Annotated in this window: 17 protein-coding genes; 6 read left to right on the top strand and 11 right to left on the bottom strand. The window is 30.2% G+C overall.

Annotated elements, in window-relative coordinates; all coding sequences use genetic code 11:
* Positions 1–28: 28 nt before the first annotated feature.
* From LQ615_RS03790 to LQ615_RS03820, 7 genes are all read right to left on the bottom strand, one after another.
* Positions 29–538 (bottom strand): GNAT family N-acetyltransferase, encoded by a 510-nt coding sequence (locus LQ615_RS03790; RefSeq protein ID WP_017000469.1) that lies wholly within the window; start codon positions 536–538, stop codon positions 29–31.
* A 12-nt stretch (positions 539–550) separates the two neighbouring features.
* Positions 551–2,395 (bottom strand): ABC transporter ATP-binding protein, encoded by a 1,845-nt coding sequence (locus tag LQ615_RS03795; RefSeq protein ID WP_017000470.1) that lies wholly within the window; start codon positions 2,393–2,395, stop codon positions 551–553.
* Positions 2,395–4,116, bottom strand: coding sequence for an ABC transporter ATP-binding protein (locus tag LQ615_RS03800; RefSeq protein WP_064210911.1), 1,722 nt, complete (start codon positions 4,114–4,116; stop codon positions 2,395–2,397). Before LQ615_RS03800 ends, LQ615_RS03795 begins: the two co-directional genes overlap by 1 nt.
* A gap of 95 nt (positions 4,117–4,211) precedes the next feature.
* Positions 4,212–4,502: a thiamine-binding protein gene (locus LQ615_RS03805; RefSeq protein ID WP_017000472.1), complete on the bottom strand. Its 291-nt coding sequence runs from the start codon at positions 4,500–4,502 to the stop codon at positions 4,212–4,214.
* A gap of 71 nt (positions 4,503–4,573) precedes the next feature.
* Positions 4,574–5,440 (bottom strand): 2-oxoacid:ferredoxin oxidoreductase subunit beta, encoded by an 867-nt coding sequence (locus tag LQ615_RS03810; RefSeq protein ID WP_017000473.1) that lies wholly within the window; start codon positions 5,438–5,440, stop codon positions 4,574–4,576.
* On the bottom strand, positions 5,441–7,198 hold the full coding sequence (locus LQ615_RS03815) for a 2-oxoacid:acceptor oxidoreductase subunit alpha (RefSeq protein WP_064210912.1): 1,758 nt from the start codon (positions 7,196–7,198) through the stop codon (positions 5,441–5,443).
* A gap of 106 nt (positions 7,199–7,304) precedes the next feature.
* A complete protein-coding gene (locus tag LQ615_RS03820) occupies positions 7,305–8,096 on the bottom strand; it encodes a TIGR00282 family metallophosphoesterase (RefSeq protein ID WP_026023702.1) in 792 nt (263 codons plus the stop codon).
* A gap of 152 nt (positions 8,097–8,248) precedes the next feature.
* Here LQ615_RS03820 and LQ615_RS03825 point away from each other — a divergent pair, with 152 nt between their 5' ends.
* A complete protein-coding gene (locus LQ615_RS03825) occupies positions 8,249–8,467 on the top strand; it encodes a hypothetical protein (RefSeq protein ID WP_017000476.1) in 219 nt (72 codons plus the stop codon).
* A 125-nt stretch (positions 8,468–8,592) separates the two neighbouring features.
* Here LQ615_RS03825 and LQ615_RS03830 read toward each other — a convergent pair whose 3' ends face one another.
* Positions 8,593–10,098, bottom strand: a complete 1,506-nt coding sequence (locus tag LQ615_RS03830; RefSeq protein WP_135020992.1) for a glycosyltransferase — start codon at positions 10,096–10,098, stop codon at positions 8,593–8,595.
* 508 nt (positions 10,099–10,606) lie between these two features.
* Between LQ615_RS03830 and LQ615_RS13445 the strand changes: the two genes are divergently transcribed.
* Entirely contained in the window at positions 10,607–11,497 is an 891-nt protein-coding gene (locus LQ615_RS13445) for a staphylokinase domain-containing protein (RefSeq protein WP_017000478.1), read from the top strand.
* A gap of 61 nt (positions 11,498–11,558) precedes the next feature.
* On the opposite strand, the gene LQ615_RS03840 is transcribed toward LQ615_RS13445, so the two are convergent.
* Positions 11,559–12,164: an FMN-binding negative transcriptional regulator gene (locus LQ615_RS03840; protein WP_135020990.1), complete on the bottom strand. Its 606-nt coding sequence runs from the start codon at positions 12,162–12,164 to the stop codon at positions 11,559–11,561.
* A 167-nt stretch (positions 12,165–12,331) separates the two neighbouring features.
* Here LQ615_RS03840 and LQ615_RS03845 point away from each other — a divergent pair, with 167 nt between their 5' ends.
* Positions 12,332–12,838, top strand: a complete 507-nt coding sequence (locus tag LQ615_RS03845) for a P-loop nucleotide/nucleoside kinase family protein (protein WP_135020988.1) — start codon at positions 12,332–12,334, stop codon at positions 12,836–12,838.
* A 124-nt stretch (positions 12,839–12,962) separates the two neighbouring features.
* On the opposite strand, the gene LQ615_RS03850 is transcribed toward LQ615_RS03845, so the two are convergent.
* The gene (locus LQ615_RS03850) at positions 12,963–13,277 is read right to left on the bottom strand and encodes a hypothetical protein (RefSeq protein ID WP_017000481.1); all 315 of its coding nucleotides are present in this window, start codon (positions 13,275–13,277) and stop codon (positions 12,963–12,965) included.
* A gap of 243 nt (positions 13,278–13,520) precedes the next feature.
* Here LQ615_RS03850 and LQ615_RS03855 point away from each other — a divergent pair, with 243 nt between their 5' ends.
* Together LQ615_RS03855 and LQ615_RS03860 are read left to right on the top strand one after the other, a co-directional pair.
* Positions 13,521–13,760, top strand: coding sequence for a hypothetical protein (locus tag LQ615_RS03855; protein WP_135020986.1), 240 nt, complete (start codon positions 13,521–13,523; stop codon positions 13,758–13,760).
* A 62-nt stretch (positions 13,761–13,822) separates the two neighbouring features.
* Complete coding sequence (locus LQ615_RS03860; RefSeq protein WP_070045090.1) at positions 13,823–14,041, top strand: hypothetical protein; 219 nt, start codon at positions 13,823–13,825, stop codon at positions 14,039–14,041.
* Positions 14,042–14,501: 460 nt separating this feature from the next.
* Here the strand turns inward: LQ615_RS03860 and LQ615_RS03865 are convergent, their stop codons facing one another.
* Positions 14,502–15,299 (bottom strand): glycerophosphodiester phosphodiesterase family protein, encoded by a 798-nt coding sequence (locus LQ615_RS03865; protein ID WP_135020984.1) that lies wholly within the window; start codon positions 15,297–15,299, stop codon positions 14,502–14,504.
* Between the two features lie 412 nt (positions 15,300–15,711).
* Between LQ615_RS03865 and LQ615_RS03870 the strand changes: the two genes are divergently transcribed.
* On the top strand, positions 15,712–16,725 hold the full coding sequence (locus LQ615_RS03870) for an ornithine cyclodeaminase family protein (protein WP_016998743.1): 1,014 nt from the start codon (positions 15,712–15,714) through the stop codon (positions 16,723–16,725).
* Positions 16,726–16,743: the final 18 nt, after the last annotated feature.

Below are 16,743 nucleotides of genomic sequence, written 5' to 3' on the forward strand. Positions count from 1 at the left end.
CGCTTTATTTAATTTTAAATGACAATTTTTATAACTTAATCCAATATCTTTTTGTTACATTTTGACTCTCTGAAATATACGGTTTATCTTCTTTACCACCGTTACGTTCAATAACTTTAGCACTGCCAAAGTTATCTTCATCACATGTAATCAACGCATATTCAACAAAATCATTTCTCAATTCCTCTAAAGCGTATTTTAATATAGTCGTTGCATAACCTTTACCTCTTTCGCTACGCCTTACACCGTAACCAACATGACCACCAACTTGCTGTAACCAATCGTTCAATTGATATCGAATATTCGCAGCTCCAACAATGATACCCCTATCTATTAATACAAATGTTTTGGCTCTAACAAAATCACTATTTTTTGGCGGGGTTATGGCTTCTTTTTGCATTTCCAACATGCTATTAAATCCTCCATGATGGCGGACGTCCGTACTCCAAGGAACTATTTTATCATTATTATCGTACCACTCAGATATATATTCATTAAATAGAGGTTTTATATCTTCTTTAATTTCACGAAACTCCATACACATCTTCCTTTACTGTAGTTCTTGAATTTGTTCTTCATCGCCAGCATTTAACATGTGATAGTAAACACCTTGTTTATCAATAAGTTCTTCTTGTGTTCCTGATTCAAGAATTTCTCCATGTGATAATACAAATACTAAATCTGCTTTCTTAACTGTATTTAATCTATGTGCAATGATAATGCTTGTTCTACCTACCATTAAAGTTTCCAATGCTTCTTGTATTTTAATTTCTGTTACGGTATCGATGCTACTTGTTGCCTCATCTAGCAATAATATTTTTGGATCTTGTAATAAACATCTAGCAATTGAGATAAGCTGTCTTTCACCTTGAGAAAGTGAGCCTGATTCACCTTTTAGTACTGTGCTATATCCATTTTCTAAATTAATGATGAAATCATGTGCATTTGCTTTTTTGGCCGCTTCTATAGCTTCTTCTTTTGTCGCATTAGGTGTTCCATACATGATGTTATCTAATATCGTTCCATCAAATAAGTAAGGGTCTTGTAATACAACGCCTATTTCTTTTCTTAAAGAAGCTCGTGTAATCTCAGTAATAGATTTTCCATCGATTAAAATTTCACCAGATTCTATGTCATAATAATGTAAAATCAATTGAACGATTGTTGTTTTACCGGCACCAGTAGCTCCTACAAGTGCGGCTGATTCTCCACTTTTTATTTCAAGGGATAAATCTTTAATTGTTGGTGTTTTTTGTTCTTCATCATATCTGAAGTTAACATTGTTAAATTTAATATTTCCTTCAATATTGTTTAAGTCTATAGCATCTTTTGAATCTTGTTCTACAGGTTCATTCATAATGTCGAATACACGTTCCGCACCGGCTATAGCAGACAGTACCGTATTAAATTGGTTCGCTAAGTCCGATAGCGGTCTTGTAAACTGCCTTGCATACTCTGCAAAAATAACAATAACACCAACTGTTACACCGGCAGATTCATTTAAAGCTAATATACCACCTATCCCAGCTACGATAGCAAAACTTAAATTATTTAAATAATTCATTACTTTAGGTATTAATCCACCAAATGTTACTGCCCAAAAGCTATATTCTTTAACATTATCTGCTTTCTCATTAAATGTTTCCATCACATAATGCTCTTGAGAAAAAGCTTTTACAACAGTTTGACCATTCACGATTTCTTCGATATAACCGTTCATAATACCCAATTGTTTTTGCCTCATCGAATACAACACGCTTGTTCTAGCTGTAATCCAACGTAAACTTATGAACATGATAGGTATAATGATTACTGTTAATAAAGTTAATAGTGGACTTAAATACAACATGATAGATAATGTTCCTATTAACGTTACAACGCTTGAAGTAAATTGAATGAATGAGGAGTTTAATACTTGTGACACATTTTCAATATCATTTTGCATTCTACTCATTAATTCACCATGTTGTTTTTTATCAAAGTATGAAACAGGTAACTTTTGAAAATGACTAAATAAATTGTCCCTTAATAAATAAACTGTTCGTTGTGCGATATTTACCATCATATACGAACCTATATAAGAAGTGATGGATAATAAAGTATATACAGATATCAATATAATGATATATTTTAATAATCCATTTAAGTCTTTAGGGATAATTTTTGTATCAATTATTCTACCAATTAAAAATGGCCCTACTAAACTCAATGAAGATGAACATATAATCATGAGTATGACAATGATGAGTTGAACACGTTTTTCATCAATTAAATGCCAAATATTTAATAAAGTCCCTTTAGTATCTCGTGCTCTCTTTTTCTTCTTAGTATTATTTTTAGACATATCATCCGGCGTTATAACCGTTTCATGTCCGTACGGATTTTTAATGCCCATCATGTATTCACCGCACTTTCTTGGCTGTTAGCAATCTCATTATAAAGTTTAGATGATTTTAATAATTCTTCATGATGACCTATTGCTTCTATATGACCATCTACCAATAACATAATTCGATCTGCTGTTTTAGCTGTAGAAATTTTTTGAGTAACAATCAGTTTAGTAGTATCTTCATGTTCAAGTGCATCCCATAAAGCTGATTCCGTCTTCACATCTAATGCAGAAGTAGAATCATCAAGTATTAACACACCAGGTTTCCTTACAAGCGCTCGAGCAATAGAAAGTCTTTGTTTCTGACCACCAGATAAAGTAACACCTTGTTGTCCAATCATCGTTTCATACTGATGATCAAATGCTTCGATAGAATTGTGTATCTGTGCTTTTTGAGTAGAAGTTTCTAACGTTTCTAATTCAGCATTCGGGTCTCCGAATTGCAAGTTTTCATATATTGTTCCTGAGAATAATAATGCAGTTTGTGGTACATATCCGATAGCGTCTCGTAAATCTTCAATTTCCCAGTCTTCTACATTCTTCCCATCTAAAAGAATTTCTCCTTGTTTAGTTCTATAAATTTTCGGAATTAAACTCAGTAAAGTAGATTTTCCTGAACCTGTAGAACCCATAATAGCGAAGGTTTCTCTCGGTTCAACTTCGAAGGAAATATTGTGAAGTACCGGTTTATTAGCGTTTGGATAAGTAAATGAAACATTATTGAATTTAATACTATAAGCATGATTTTCCACTTTGTGACCGTTCTTTTCTAATACCCATTCATCTGATGGAGTAGTAAGCACTTCTTCTATTCGATCACTGGAAGCCTTCATTCTACTTAATGTCATGATAAGAAATGCCAACATACCAAATCCACCTTGCATTCTCATACCATAATTGATGATTGCGACCAGTTTACCAACTTCTAGAGTTGAACTATTAACCATATCGGACCCAAACCAAATGACAGCTAATATACTCGCATTAATAATAAATAGTAAAGATGGATTAATCAATTCCATTAGTCTTAAAGCGTATGTATAATTATGTCTAATGTCCTTTATTTTTTCTTTAAATTGATTAATTTCTTGGTGTGATGTCTGACTCGCTTTGATCAATCTAACAGCTTCAAGATTTTGTTGGAAAAATCTATTCATTTCATCAAATTTTCTTTGTATCTTTGTAAATAATTTAGAACCCGTGCGCGCAATAAAGAATATTATTATAAATATAAATGGCGTTCCAATCACCAAATAAAGCGCTAGTCTAGGTTCAACTATAAAGCTCATTACGATACTTCCAATAATCATCAAAGGGGCTCTTAACATGATTCTTATAGACATATATACTGCTGTATCACAGTTATTAACATCGCTTGTGAGCCTCGTAATTAAACTAGAAGTTTTAAACTTCTCTAATGTTGCCAATGAAAAAGTTTGAATTTTACTAAATTGTGCAGTTCTTAAATCATATGCAAAAGTTTGACTAACATGGCCAGCTACAAAACTATTCCATATCCCAGACACTAAAGCTACAAGACCTGTAACAAGCATAATGCCTAAATAAAGATAGACGTGGTTTAAATCATTCTTTAAAATACCATTGTCTATTATTTCAGATATAAAAATAGGCTGGATTAATTCTACTGCTAATTCTATTAACATTAATATTAAACCTAATATAAACAGACCCGTATACGGTTTAATATATTTTAATACAGTTCTCATATCTTTCGTCCCCTTTACTCCTTAAACCGATATAATATAATACATTTCTCCTTTATATTTATAATAAATAACGTTCATTCATTAAACTATCTTAATTAAGATCTATATTTATCCGTTAACGTATCCATCATGATGCCTTCGGGAACGTGATAAAACTTCACTTGAGATATAATGCTTTTACATTCCAACTCAACCATGCGCTCATTAATTTGTTCTATTAAAATTAGGCAAGCATTCATATCCCCTTCAATAGTAGTTTCTAAAGGATTCACTTGATACTTTAAACCAGAATCATCTATTATTCTTATTGCTTCATCAACTAAAGGTATTACCCCTGTATCTTCGTGCTCTGGAATAATTTGAATGCTCATTAATGTATTTGTCATTTGAAAATCCCCCTTTTTATTAAAAAAAGCTCATAGACAAACTATGAGCTTAAAGTGTATTCATTATATAATTATTTAAATTGAGAAACAAGCTCTTCAAATTGGTTTTCTTCAAGCTTCAATGATTTTTTAACTAGTGGTGTTTCATCAAGTTGTTCTAATTGTTGTTCATATGATGGAGTTTCTTTATCTTGATATATAATACCTGTAATCATAGATTCTTTATCCATCACTGTTTGTATTGCTTGATTTTTATTTGAAAAATCATAGTCCTCAATATCAGCTAATTTAGTTAAATTCTCTTTAAACCAATCATAAGTATTTATTTTGTTGTATGTTACACATGGTGAAAATACGTTTACAAATGAAAATCCTTTGTGATTGATTGCTTCTTCAATTATATGTGTTAATTCTTTGATGTCGCTTGAGAAGCTTTGCGCTACAAAAGTAGCACCTGATGATAATGCTAATTCTAAAGGTGCAACGTTTTGTTCAATGTTACCTTTAGGTGTTGTTTTTGTAACAAAACCTTTAGCAGAACTTGGTGAAGTTTGCCCTTTAGTTAATCCATAAATTTGGTTATCCATGATGATATAAGTCATATCCATATTTCTTCTTAAAGCATGAATAGTGTGACCCATACCTATAGCAAATCCGTCTCCGTCGCCGCCTGAAGCAATTACTGTTAAATCTTTATTAGCCATTTTAACACCTTGTGCTAAAGGTAATGAACGTCCGTGAATTGAGTGTAGACCATATGAGTTTACATAACCACTCAAACGACCCGAACAACCTATACCTGTAATAATGGCAACTTCTTCTGGTTCCAATCCTACATTTGCTGCTGCTTTTTGAATCGCTGCTTGCACAGAAAAGTCACCACAGCCTGGACACCAGTTTGGTTTAACATTATTTCTAAAATCTTTAAATGTTGCCAATTATATCAACTCCTTCATATTACTTGCGATTTCTAAAGCTTTATCTTCTATTTCATGCGGTAAGAATGGTGTACCGTCATATTTTGTTTGGTTAATAATTTTACCTTGATGATTTACATTCATTTTGATAATGCTAGATAGTTGTCCTTGGTAATTATGCTCAGCTACAACTACTTTTTTAGCTTTATTAAAGGCTTCTTGTACAGCATCAGTAGGGAATGGATGTAATTGTCTAATTTGAATATGATTAACTTTTACATTTTGCTTATCTAATCTTGTAATTGCTTCTTCGATTGCTCCTATAGTAGAAATGAATCCTACATATAAAATATCCGCTTCATCATATTTTTCATTAGATTTAACTGGTTCATCGATTAATAATTGAGCTGTTTTACGCATACGTTTATCCATTTGTAATTGTCTGTTTTCAGCACCTTCAGAAGGTTTTCCTTCTTCGTTATGTTCAACACCTGTCACATGGTGAATACCACCTTTTGTACCAGGAAGAACACGTGGAGAGATTCCAGAATCAGTCAATGCATAACGTTTAAAGTACGCCTTATCTTCAGGTGTTTCCATGTCTTCTTCTATTAGAGCGCCTCTACGAATTTCAATTTTGTCATAGTCTAATGATTCAACGGTTTGTTTACCTAAAGATAATTGTAAATCTGAAAGTAATATAACTGGACATTGATATTCTTCAGCTAAGTTAAATGCTTCTATCGTTAAATAAAACGCATCGCTTGCGCTTGTTGGTGCTATTACAATTTTCGGAATATCGCCATGAGTACCGTAAATCATTTGCATTAAGTCAGACTGTTCTTGTTTAGTTGGTAAACCAGTTGATGGCCCACCGCGTTGAGTATTAACGATTACTAAAGGTGTTTCAGTCATTCCTGATAAACCTATTGATTCCATCATCAATGATAAGCCTGGACCTGCAGATGATGTAAATGAACGTACACCAGCATAGTTAGAACCAATTGCCATTGTACATGCAGCAATTTCATCTTCAGTCTGTATAACGGCGCCACCTAATTCTGGTAAACGATCAATCATGTACTCCATAATTTCTGAAGCTGGCGTAATAGGATAAGCTGCCATAAATCTAACTCCAGCTGCTACTGCCCCTAAACCAATCGCGTCATTACCTATCATAAATAAATGGCCATCAGAGTCATTCTTCTCTAAAGTATGTTCACTTTCTAATGAATCCATTTCTTCTTTCATTAATCTATAACCTTCATTTAACGCTTGAATGTTTAAATTAACGACACTTTCGCCTTTACGACTGAATAAATCACTGATTAATGATTCAAATACGTCTGTATCTAAATCCATGACTGCACAAGTAGAACCTACAGCTACCATGTTCTTCATTAACGCTGTTCCTAATTCTTTAGCTACGCCTGTAAACGGTAAGCTCACTAATTGTGCTTTACTATCTTCTGGATTTTCAGGTTTTGCTTTTGCATCGGCAATGATAATACTGCCTTTTTGCATTTCGTGATAGTTCACATCTATTGTTTCTTGGTCAAATGCTATTAATATATCTAAATCATCACTAATCGCTCTTACTGGCGTGGATGATACTCTTATTTTATTGTTTGTGTGTCCGCCTTTGATTCTACTAGAAAAATGACGGTATCCGTATAAATAATATCCTTGACGGTTCATAGCAGTTGCGAATATTTCACCTGTTGACTCAATTCCTTCGCCTTGCTGTCCGCCAACTTTCCATGAAATTTGTGATTTCATCTTATGGCCTCCCCCATATAATATCTCAATTCACATCATACCAAAAAAATCCCTTTAATCCTATGAAATTAAAGGGTTTTAACAAAAATCATCCTAATGGACGATACTATTCAAATGGATGATCATCGTTTATTAATATTCTTTGAATTTTTTTAGCTTTTCCATCTTGAGTTAAATCAACAACCACACCTGAAAGTACTTTTCGACCTTCATTTGGCAAGTTATGACGTTGAGGTAAACTCGTAATAAATCTTTCAATAACCTCATCTTTATTAATGCCAAGAATACCGTCGTAATATCCAGTCATTCCAACATCTGTAATATATGCTGTACCTTCATTTAAAACACGTTCATCAGAAGTTTGTATATGAGTATGCGTACCAACAACTGCACTAACGCGTCCATTTAAATACCAAGCCATCGCATTTTTCTCAGAAGTTGTTTCTGCATGAAAATCAACAAAGATAAACGGCGTTATTTTAGATGCTTCTTCTATTAATTCATCAGCTTTTTTAAAAGGACAATCGATAGCAGCCATAAATGATCGACCTTGCAAATTGATAATAGCAACATCTTTATCGTTGACTTTAATGATTCTCATACCAATTCCCGGTGCCTCATCAGGAAAATTCGCAGGTCTTACCATTCTATTCGCTTGACCTATAAATTCGTAAATTTCCTTCTGACCGTATGTATGATTACCCATCGTCATAAAGTCTGCGCCCATACGTAAAATTTCTTTATATATTTTTTCAGTTATTCCTTTACCATGTGCAGCATTTTCACCATTAACAATCGTTAGTGTTGGTTTGTATGTTGCTTTAATTTTAGGTAAATATGTTTCTAATTGTTCTCTACCTAATTTGCCTACAATATCACCTATAAATAAAATTCTCACTACAGTCATCCTCTCTATTACTCTTTATATTCTAATGGAAAACAAAATATTTTAAAAGTAATGATTATTAATTTATAATATAGGGTATACGTTACAAGAGCGTTATTTATATAGTAACGTATCAAAAAATTAATAGGAGTGTTTATTTAAACATGGGAATTGATATTGAACCCGAAAAGTTTGCAGAACTAGTGGTTAAAGCAAATCCATCCGTACACGAAGAGGCAGAAGATATTGCCAAGGATAGTTTGGAGTTATACGTAACAGCTTTTAAATTAGCTGAAAAATACGGTAATTGCGCGATAAACTCGCACGAAACTTCAAATGTATTAAAAGAAGCCTTAGATTTAGAGTTGAACTTAACGAATTAAAAATAAACATGAAAAATGAAAACGAGACTAGGTATAGATTATCCTAGCTTAAATAAAACAGAGACGATTTTCTTATTCATTTAAGAATCGCCTCTGTTTTTTAATTTGTATAAATTATAAAATTGTTATAATGACTTAAATAACTCTTCCCAATATTGTTTAACTTTATCTCTACTAAATCTATCTTTTATACTTTTAGCCGCATTTATACGCATTTCATTTATTAATTCAGGATTACTAAATAAATAATTCATATTTTCAGCTAATTGTTCTATATTATTTTTTTCAATAATTAAACCATCTTTACCGTTAGTAATAATATCTTCAGGACCATAGTTAAAATTATAACTCAATACTGGAACACCATTTGCCATACTTTCTAATATAGATAACGAAAAGCCTTCTGTTTTCGAAGTTACAATCGAAAAAGCCGCTTCTTTATAAACATTTTCAATATTATCGGTATAACCTTTTAATATAACGTCCTCAGTTAAACCTTTAGATTTAATTAAATCTTTAAGCTTTTTCTCTTGATCACCAGAGCCATATATTTCTATCAAAAAGTTTGGATTGTATTCTACGAGTAAACTTGCAGCTTCTACTACATGATGAATTTGTTTTAATGAAACTAATCTAGAAATAACAACAGCTTTATCTTTTTTAAAATTATTATGGGCATCGCTATTTTTCACTTCTATGCCATGTGGTAGCGCAAGTAGCTTTTCATCATGATTTTTTCTAGTTACTATATCTTCTTTCTGCCTCTCTGTCAGCGCGACTAAATAATCTATTTTATCTAAATTATTTAATGCAAATTTTACAGTACTTACAATTTCTGATTTTTCAACATCAAACGGCTCTTTCACATGATTACTATGCAATCTAATAAGTTTTTTAGCTTTTTCATCATCGACTAGTGTCATCACATCATCAGTATTACGAGCATCTGAAATTAAAATTGGATATTCATCGTTTTCAACAACTTTTTCTATAAAATAAGCTTTTAAAGCTTCATCACTTTTAAATGTCTTTTTAATTTCATTACCATTAAATAATAAAACTTTATGAGCATTGCCAGTTTCGGGATTAACCCATTTAGATAAATAACAATTGCCTTTACTGTCTTTAAAAACCATCTGTCTCGGCTTATTTAATTCAAAATCCATATAAGAAACCTTGCCCAAATATCCTTTAGGCGTGTATGCTTCACTTCTAATTCTATATCTAAAATCATTAAAACAATCTACACCTTTTACAGTCTCATCGTCACGATGAGTCATATAATACCTATATAAACCATTTTCATATATTCTATATCCATTTTTATTTTTTACTTTTTCATAAGCAAAATCAGAAGAAATACAATCATTAACTTTCGTTAAATCTACTTCAACATTTTTCTCATCTCTATAAAAATCATACATATTTCTTATTTCAACATCTCTATTAATACTATAGTATCGAAATAATTTTTCAGTTATTATGTCATAGTCACTATTATAATTAAAAGTTAATATTGTTGTTTTATAACCCAATTCAGCACTCATGTTTGCTTGCTGAATACAAGCTTTAGTTAAACCGCCTCTACCAACATCAAGTGAGTTTATCAAAAAATAAATTTCTTTTCCCATAATAATAAACCTCCTAATTGAGGTTCATTATATAGTCGCTTAAACATCATTTCAAACGATAAGTTATTTCTAAGGAGATAATATGTTTATAACAAAAAACGTTTAATCATTAATTTCGTCTTTATTTTTTTAATAGGGTCCATTACATCTTACTTTGGCTATAACCTAAAAACAGATCATTCATTCTTAATATTATCGATTGCCGGGTTAACAATAGGTTATTCAATACTTATTCCTATTAAACTATTAGCTGAATATTTAAGTGCTAAAGAATAAAATATATACCAGTATAATAATAAGAGCGTTGCACCTTAGGATACAACGTTCTTATTTTTTCTTTTTATTTAATTACTTATTCTTATTATCAGCTCAAATACCTTTTCTTATAGTAATAATTTATTAACACACTTTTTGTTACAAAACTGTAAATTATTTGTAATATACAAATAATTTACAGTTTTGTAACAAAAAGTGTGTTATTATATTAAAAAAACAAAGAGGTGTTTATATGAAAAGTTTCAAAAAAGTAATGATTTCTCTAGTTGTTGGCAATATCGTTATAACTCCCTTTATTACTTCTAATGTAGATGCTATGGAGCAACCTTCATTTAAAGTTGGCGGTAGAAAAGATTATCAAGAAATTCAAGGTACTCATTTAATGGTGAATGTTACTGGGGTGGATAAGAAAGGTAACGAAATCCTTGTTCCTGGCTTTATAGAATTCCCTTTAACACCTGGTGAAGTATTAACAAAAAAAGATATTTTAAATTATGTTCAAATTGCAATAGATGCAAAGGCTGCAGATGAATATCGAGTGGTAAATTTAGCGCCTAATTCGAAAATTGAGGTATCATATAGTAATAACAAGTCTGATATATTTCCTATAACAGATAAAGGATTTGTTATTCCTGATTTAACTAAGCATATAGAAAATCCTAGTTTCAAATTGATTACTAACGTAGTTTTAGAAGAAAAATCTTCAACTGATAATAATCAAGTATTTAGTAAATCCACAGAAGTTTCGATAGAGCATTTTGTAAAATTTTTAAAACGCGATAATGAATCAAATATATTATTACCTATCAATACAGGAAGAATCACAAATTTAAAAGAAAAACATCATGTTGGAGATAAAATTACTGAAAATGACTTATTAAAAGCTGCTGAACTAGAGTTTAAAAAGACTAAAGAATATAAAGAAGGTTATCGAATAGTTAAAAGATTAAATGCTAATGTTATAGAAAATGGTGTCAGTTCTAGAATTCTATATGATTTTCAAGATAATAAACCATTTAATTATACAATATCAGGTAAAAGACAACCTGCTAAATTACATACAGATGGTTTGTCAGATACTTATTACATTTCTAAAAATGGAGACGATTATCCATTAAATTAATAGATTTAAGAAAGTGGGACTACGAAACCTTATAGAAAATTACGGTTTCTACCCCACTTCTTTAATATTTTTCTATTTCTTCTGCTAAATTTTTATCTAGATCACTTTCAGTATTATTAAGATGTATGACAATGTTCTCTTTATCCGTTTCACTACGATTTTGACTTAACTTATATGCAGCTTCTAATTTATCTACTTTTACTTTGAAACCCACTATACCTTTTATTTGTTTTTTTGTCTGATCAGATAAATTTTCCCATGTTGCCCCACCTCTATGTTCACTTTCATACTTATCCAACAAAACTTTTAAATCTTCTTTTAACTGGTGTTCATTTAACAAGACACTTTTCCCATAAACATGTATGCTTTGATAATCCCATGTCGGTACATCCTCAGTTTCATACCATGTTGATGATATGTATCCATGTGGCCCGTGGAATATAATGAGTACATCCTCGTTATTGTCCATTGTTCTCCATTGCTTATTGCCTCTAGCAAAATGCCCAGATATAAATAAAGCACCATCATGCTCATTAATAATTACTGGTAAATGTGTTGCAATAGGTTTTAATTCATCAACAGTAACTACAGTCGCAAAATTATATTTAGTCATAAAATTTTTAATTTCTTGATAATCTTTCATTTGATAATGTTTTGGTATGTACATCTGAATGCTCCCCTTTACAGTTCAATTAAACACACATTTTACACTTAATTTTAAATACCCTATTCAACTATTGTCATAGCTTTTAATACAAATAAATAATCTATGCTACACTTTAGAGTATAAATTTAAAATATTGATAATATCAAATGATGAAAAGAGGTATGTAGATGAATAAATTAGGAACTTTGTATTTTTTTACAGGTAAAATGGGGGCTGGAAAATCAACTACAGCAAAAAAATTAGAAATTAATAAAAACGCTATTTTATTATCTGAAGATGATTGGTTATCTCAACTTTATCCAAATGAAATAACAACATTTGACGACTACTTAAAATATTCAAAATTAATAAAGCCTTTATTAAAAGAACACATACAACGTATTTTAAAAGTTGGCAGCAATGTAGTATTAGACTTTCCAGGAAACACAAAAGCTCAAAGAAGCTGGTTACTCAGTATAGCGACTGAAATTAAGGCAAATCATGAATTAATATTTCTTAATATAGATGACGAGAAATGTTTAGAAAGAATAAAAAAGAGAAGTATTGAAGAACCTTCAAGAAAGAATTTTGATACAAAAGAAACGTTTGAATACGTATCTAGCTTTTTTGAAGAACCACTTCTCTCAGAAGGATTAAATATAAACGAAATAAAAGGGAGCGGGACAGAAATCTAGTTGTATTTAATAAGATTTCTTAGCCCTACCGCTAATAGCGACTAGTATTGAAATAAGCTTGATATAAGCGTGTTTTTAGTCTATTCAACTACTACCATAACAAAATACAGTCTGGAACAATTATTTATGTTCCAGACTGTTCAACTTCTAAAGATAAAATCTTTTTCTTGTTTTCACTCAAAATATCAAACTTATCTTTTGAATTTTTATCCGAAGTAAAAACATCAAAAGAATCATTATAAATGCCCTTAGCAGTATCAGTATTCTCTTTTGAAGTACTTGAATAAATTGTACCAATTTCCTCTAATAAATCAGCACTTTTTCTATAATAAACTAAATCTTCTTTATTAGCTTCAATTTCAATAAGCGCATCTCTAATACCGTATCGTAGCGCACAGTATAAAGCTATAGCCGATACAAATATGTATACAAAAACCACTTGATACCCTCCCCTTTTAAGCCTGCAAAATAACCTTGCATTATCAAAGTTTTAGATCAAACTAAATTGCTAATATAGTAACACTTATAATGTTATCACAGATATCTAGTACATATTAATAAGTTAAACTTTATGTTTAATTTTTATCTATAACGATTACTTTAGTAAATTAATATCGTTTTATAGTATAATATACTTAAATGTAAAAATATGGATATATAAACTATGAAAGGAGTAAGTACTATGAGCGATTACATTACTAAAGAAACTTTTGAACAAATGGAAAAAAGAATAGATGATAAATTTGAGCATTTATCCGATAAAATAGATGATTTATCTAAGATTATGGAAAATAATATGAAGCTCATGGAAAGTAATGTGAAATATCAAATCTCTGAAATGAAAAATATACAATTCAAATGGTTCATTGGGACAATGATAGCTATTGCTTGTGTAGCTGGAAAAGTTTTTGGGTTGTATTGATTATGTGTTTTTTATGAGAGTTATAAAAGTAATAAATTATAATGACGAAAGGAGAAATCAATATGAGCGATTACATTACTAAAGAAACTTTTGAACAAATGGAAAAAAGAATAGATGATAAATTTGGGCATTTATCCGATAAAATAGATGATTTACCAAAAATCATGGAAAATAATATGAAATATCAAATTTCTGAAATGAAAAATATACAATTCAAATGGTTCATTGGCACAATGATAGCTATTGCTGGTGTAGCTGGAAAAGTTTTTGGGTTGTATTGATCGTTTATTTCTTTTTTAATTCCTTCTAAAGAATAGCTATTATTCCAGTTAATCAATAATTAACAAAAAGTTATTTATCTAACATCTAGGAAGAGATAAAATGGATGAAAATAACAAGAAAACACTCAACAATATAATAGGATGGTCTATAGATGGATTTGGCCTATTATATTCAATCGTTAACGGATTCGGTGGGTTATAAGTATTAGGTCGTGTTAATAATTCCTTTATTTTTTAAAGATAGATTTGTAAACATTAAAATATATTTCTTACAGTCCCCCTCATTTATAAACCTTCAAAAAACTTTTGAAATTCTTTTCAAACAATTAATATAACGTAAAATATCATATATAAATAAAACGCTTTTCATTCAAATAATTTATTAATAAGTTATCTTTTTTATCATAAAACCCAAAAAATCCTACAACCTTTGGGCTGTAGGATTTTTTCATGCAGTATATTATGGGTTGTTATTGAAAGCACCGTCAACATTCAGTTCTTTCATTTCCTTAACTTCGTCTTCATTATTTAAAGTAAAGACATGTACTTTCAATCCATTCTTATGAACTTTTTCTACTAATTCTTTACTTATAACATCCTTATTAAAACCTAGTCCATATGTAAATTTAGATAATCTTTTTAATTCTTTATTGTTTAAATCTTTTACATCTTTATCATCTATTAAATGAATTAACGGTATATTTTCATTTAGTTTATGTATGTTTTGTAAACTAGTTTCAGAGAATGATTGAATAATTAAATTCCCGCTTTTCAAACCATCTTTTTTGAGTAAACCATTCTTTTCTAAGTCTTTTATCAACTTCTTATCCATTCCTGGGTACATATCTGGGTGTTTAGTTTCGATGTAAAAATTAGTTTTATCTTTATACTTATCCAATACTTCATTTAATTCAGGAACTTTTTGGTTTTCATATTTTTTATCAAACCAAGATCCGGCATCTAAGTTTTTAATCTCTTTTAACGTTTTATCCTTAACTAAGCCAGTTCCGTTTGTTGTTCTATCTACTTTATTATCATGCATAGCAATTAATTTATTATCTTTAGTCATTTGTAAATCTAACTCAGTATAATCTGCTTTTTGCTTTATTGCTTTATCATAAGCAACATATGTATGTTCTGGTTTAGAACCACTTGCACCTCTATGAGCTATGTTCAAATAATCTTTATCTAAAGTACTACTCCCACAACCTGCTAATAATATACAATTTAATATACTAATACCTATCAATTTCTTCATGTTGTTCTCCTACATTTTTATTTGTCTATCTAACTAATATAGTATCATTTATTCAAATAAAAAATAAGCTAATAAGGTTCGTTTGGTAATAACAATGACATTTGAAACCCTTCAATTGATAGTCGTCAAATACTGGACTTTATGGTAATTTTTATCACACCCTCCAAAATAATACTGTGACTCTTTGAAGTGTGAATTTCTTAAATTTAATAAAATAACAAATTCATAGCAATTTACAAAATTATTATAATCAATTATACTATTAATAATTAAATAGATGTGCTGCTATTATCCCCGGGTAAAAGCATTTAAAGCACCGAAAATTTATTCCATTAGGGCCTGTTTTACAGGAGGAATAAATTTTCGGTGCTTTTTATTTACTTCTATTTAAAACTTTAAGGAGTGGTTTCTATTGGTAAAAATAAAATCTTTAGATAGTGAATCTTTAAAACTGTTACTATCTATTAATGACATTATTCAAATTGTCGAAAATGTATACAAAAGTAAAGCGTGCAATTCAACTATGACATGGCCAACTATATTTTATGAATTTCAAAAAGGAAAAGCAGATATGGATATTAAATCTGGATATATTCAAAATGAAAATATTTTTGGTCACAAAACAGCAAGTTGGTTTCAAGAAAATGAGGTTAATGGATTACCAACTCTAAATGGTTTAATAACTATTTATAATGCAAAAAATGGTATACCAATTGGGATTACTGGCGCTGAATATATAACTGGTATAAGAACAGGTGCTTCAAGTGCTGTTACTATAAAGCATTTAGCAAATAAAACTTCTGAGGATTTACTAATTATTGGTTCAGGTAATCAAGCATTATTTCAAATAGCATCAGCTGTTACAGTATTACCTAATTTAAAAAACATAAGAGTATACAGTAGAAATATTGAAAAAACAAAACTTTTAACATCAAATTTAAAAAAGAATTTAAAAGAAAACTTTAATATTTTTATCGATGATATTGAAATAATCAATGTAATTAATTTAAGAGAAAACGTAGAAAGTAGTGATGTAATAATTACAATCACACCATCTAAAGAACCATTAATAGAAAAAGAGTGGATTAAAAAAGGTACTCATATTAGTTGCGTTGGTGCTGATATGCCAGATAAACAAGAGATTGATCCACAGATACTAAAAATCGCTAAGGTATATGTAGATGACTTAGAACATTGCATAAAATCCGGTGAAATAGAAAAAGCTATAAAAAAAGGTACAATAACTGCCAAAAATATTTATGGTACTGTCGGAGAAGTAATTATAGATAATATACGAGGGAGAACAAGTCAAGATGATATAACTGTTGTTGATCTAACAGGAATGGCTTTACTAGATATCGGAACTGCTTATCACGCACTTAAATTAGCCAATCAAAATAACATTGGGACAACAATAAATATTTAATAAAGGAGAGAAACATTT

This window comes from Mammaliicoccus sp. C-M13 (assembly GCF_022386845.1).
Lineage (GTDB): Bacteria > Bacillota > Bacilli > Staphylococcales > Staphylococcaceae > Mammaliicoccus > Mammaliicoccus lentus.

Excerpts from the sequence above, each read along its gene's own strand:
- LQ615_RS03830 (WP_135020992.1), bottom strand. The coding sequence starts at position 10,098 with ATGGGAAAAGAAATTTATTTTTTGATAAACTCACTTGATGTTGGTAGA.
- LQ615_RS03865 (WP_135020984.1), bottom strand. The coding sequence starts at position 15,299 with ATGAAGAAATTGATAGGTATTAGTATATTAAATTGTATATTATTAGCA.
- LQ615_RS03815 (WP_064210912.1), bottom strand. The coding sequence starts at position 7,198 with ATGAAATCACAAATTTCATGGAAAGTTGGCGGACAGCAAGGCGAAGGA.
- LQ615_RS03795 (WP_017000470.1), bottom strand. The coding sequence starts at position 2,395 with ATGGGCATTAAAAATCCGTACGGACATGAAACGGTTATAACGCCGGAT.
- LQ615_RS13445 (WP_017000478.1), top strand. The coding sequence starts at position 10,607 with ATGAAAAGTTTCAAAAAAGTAATGATTTCTCTAGTTGTTGGCAATATC.
- LQ615_RS03800 (WP_064210911.1), bottom strand. The coding sequence starts at position 4,116 with ATGAGAACTGTATTAAAATATATTAAACCGTATACGGGTCTGTTTATA.
- LQ615_RS03805 (WP_017000472.1), bottom strand. The coding sequence starts at position 4,502 with ATGACAAATACATTAATGAGCATTCAAATTATTCCAGAGCACGAAGAT.
- LQ615_RS03860 (WP_070045090.1), top strand. The coding sequence starts at position 13,823 with ATGAGCGATTACATTACTAAAGAAACTTTTGAACAAATGGAAAAAAGA.
- LQ615_RS03825 (WP_017000476.1), top strand. The coding sequence starts at position 8,249 with ATGGGAATTGATATTGAACCCGAAAAGTTTGCAGAACTAGTGGTTAAA.
- LQ615_RS03845 (WP_135020988.1), top strand. The coding sequence starts at position 12,332 with ATGAATAAATTAGGAACTTTGTATTTTTTTACAGGTAAAATGGGGGCT.
- LQ615_RS03855 (WP_135020986.1), top strand. The coding sequence starts at position 13,521 with ATGAGCGATTACATTACTAAAGAAACTTTTGAACAAATGGAAAAAAGA.
- LQ615_RS03840 (WP_135020990.1), bottom strand. The coding sequence starts at position 12,164 with ATGTACATACCAAAACATTATCAAATGAAAGATTATCAAGAAATTAAA.
- LQ615_RS03790 (WP_017000469.1), bottom strand. The coding sequence starts at position 538 with ATGGAGTTTCGTGAAATTAAAGAAGATATAAAACCTCTATTTAATGAA.